Below are 2,115 nucleotides of genomic sequence, written 5' to 3'. Positions count from 1 at the left end.
CGCCGCTCCCCGTGCCCTGGCAGACCACACCCCGATGCCCCGAACCCGTTCCGCCGCGTGGCTCGCCGCGCTCCCGCTGGCCGTCTCGCTCGCCTCGGGCGCCGCGTGCGCCCAGGTGCGCCCGGCAGTTTCCGTATCCGCCGTCCCGTCTCCGCGCGTCTTCGCCCTGCGCCCGGAGGCGCTGCGCCAGGCCAAGGCGCGCATCGCATCTTCGGACGCGTCCGTGCGCCCGGCGTACGAAAAGCTGCTGAAGGATGCGGACAAGGCGATGCAGGCGCCCATCGTGGCCGTCACCGACAAGCACACGCTGCTGCCCCCCAGCGGCGACCGGCACGACTACTACTCGCTGAGCCCGTACTGGTGGCCCGACCCGAGCAAGCCGGACGGCCTGCCGTACATCCGCCGCGACGGGGAGACGAACCCCGAGAGCAAGCAGGACCTCGACCAGCCGCGCGTGGCGGCGATGGGCGACAACGTGAGCACGCTGGCGCTCGCGTATTACCTGAGCGGCAACGAGGCGTACGCTGAGCGCGCCGCGCGCCAGGTCCGCGCGTGGTTCCTGGACCCGGCGACGCGGATGAACCCGCATCTCCGCTTCGCCCAGGCGGTGCGCGGGAACCCGGCGGAGCGGGGAAGCGGCATCGTGGACACGCGCTGGTTCATCGAGACGGCCGACGCCATCGGCCTGCTGGAAGGCTCGCGCGCGTGGACGGATGCGGACCAGCGGGGGATGCACGACTGGTTCGCCGCGTACCTCAAGTGGCTGCGGGACAGCCCCAACGGGCAGCACGAGCGCGCGGCCCGCAACAACCACGGCTCGTGGTACGCCGCGCAGACGGGCGAGCTCGCCCTCTTCACCGGCGACACGGCGCTCGCGCGGCAGATCGCGTCCGGCGCCCGCGAGCAAATCGGCTGGCAGATCACGGCGGATGGCACGCAGCCCATCGAGATGGAGCGCACCCGCTCGCTGCACTACAGCGCCTTCAACGTCGAGGCCCTCTCCCGCCTGGCCGAGATGGGGCGGCACGTGGGCGTGGACCTGTGGCACTACCAGGCGCCGCAGGGCGGCAGCCTCGCCCGCGCCATCGGCCACCTCGCGCCGTACGTGGACGCGTCGCTCAAGTGGCCGGGCGACCAGATCACGGGCGTCGATCCGGTCGAGACGCTGCTCATCCATCTCCGCCGCGGCCGGACCGCGATCGGCGACCCGAGCCTCGGCGCCTACATCGCCAAGCTGCCGTCCGCCGACGTCGCACGCGACCGCTCGGCCTTGCTGTACCCGGACCCCGCCGCGGGACGGTAATCCACACCGCGCATCTCCTTCATCCGACGGCGTCCACACGACGACGTCCGACGAGTGGAGATGCGGCAGAATCGTTCACGACCGCAGAGAGAACGAATGGCACGCATCGCACGTCTCCTGGCTTCCGCCGCCGCGCTGGGCATGCTCGCCCGGCCGGCCGGGGCGCAGGCGCGGCAGCACCCCAGCCTCTTCCTCACCCGGCAGGAGGCGGCGGAGATCCGCGCGTCCGCCGGGCGGTATCCCCTTCTCGACCGCTCGCTGGCCGACGCGCGGCAGGTGGTGGACGCCGCCATCGCGAAGCCCATCGACACGCCGCAGCCGGGCGAGGCGGGCGGCTACGCGCACGAGCGCCACAAGCAGAACTACCGCGAGATGCAGCTCGCCGGGCAGCTCTACCAGATCACGGGAGACGAGAAGTACGCCCGCTTCGTCCGTGACATGCTGGACAAGTACGCCGTTCTCTATCCCACGCTGCCCGCGCATCCCCTGGCGCACGACCAGGCGCCCGGCAAGCTCTTCCACCAGTCGCTGAACGAGGCGAACTGGCTGGTGGGCGCCGCCATCGCGTACGACTGCGTCTACGACTTCCTCACGCCCGAGCAGCGCGCGCGGTACGAGCGCAACGTCTTCCATCCCATGGCCGACTGGCTCTCGGTGAACCAGGCCAAGGAGTTCGACCGCATCCACAACCACGGCACCTGGGCGGTGGCGGCGGTGGGGATGATCGGCTACGCGATGGGCGACACGAGCTACGTCAACCGCGCGCTGTACGGGACGACGCGCGACCGCACGGGCGGCTTCCTCCGCCAGCT

The 2,115-nt window shown here is 71.6% G+C and carries 2 protein-coding genes; both read left to right on the top strand.

Features of this window, described 5'->3' with window-relative positions; translation table 11 throughout:
- Positions 1-1,303: alginate lyase family protein (locus VFE05_00355; GenBank protein ID HET6228492.1), on the top strand; the 1,303-nt coding region annotated here is incomplete at its 5' end.
- Between the two features lie 96 nt (positions 1,304-1,399).
- On the top strand, positions 1,400-2,115 hold a 716-nt coding region (locus VFE05_00350; GenBank protein ID HET6228491.1), incomplete at its 3' end, for an alginate lyase family protein.

The sequence above is a fragment of the Longimicrobiaceae bacterium genome (assembly GCA_035696245.1).
In the GTDB taxonomy this organism is placed as follows: Bacteria; Gemmatimonadota; Gemmatimonadetes; order Longimicrobiales; family Longimicrobiaceae; genus DASRQW01.
This window is presented reverse-complemented; position numbering and strand designations above follow the sequence as displayed.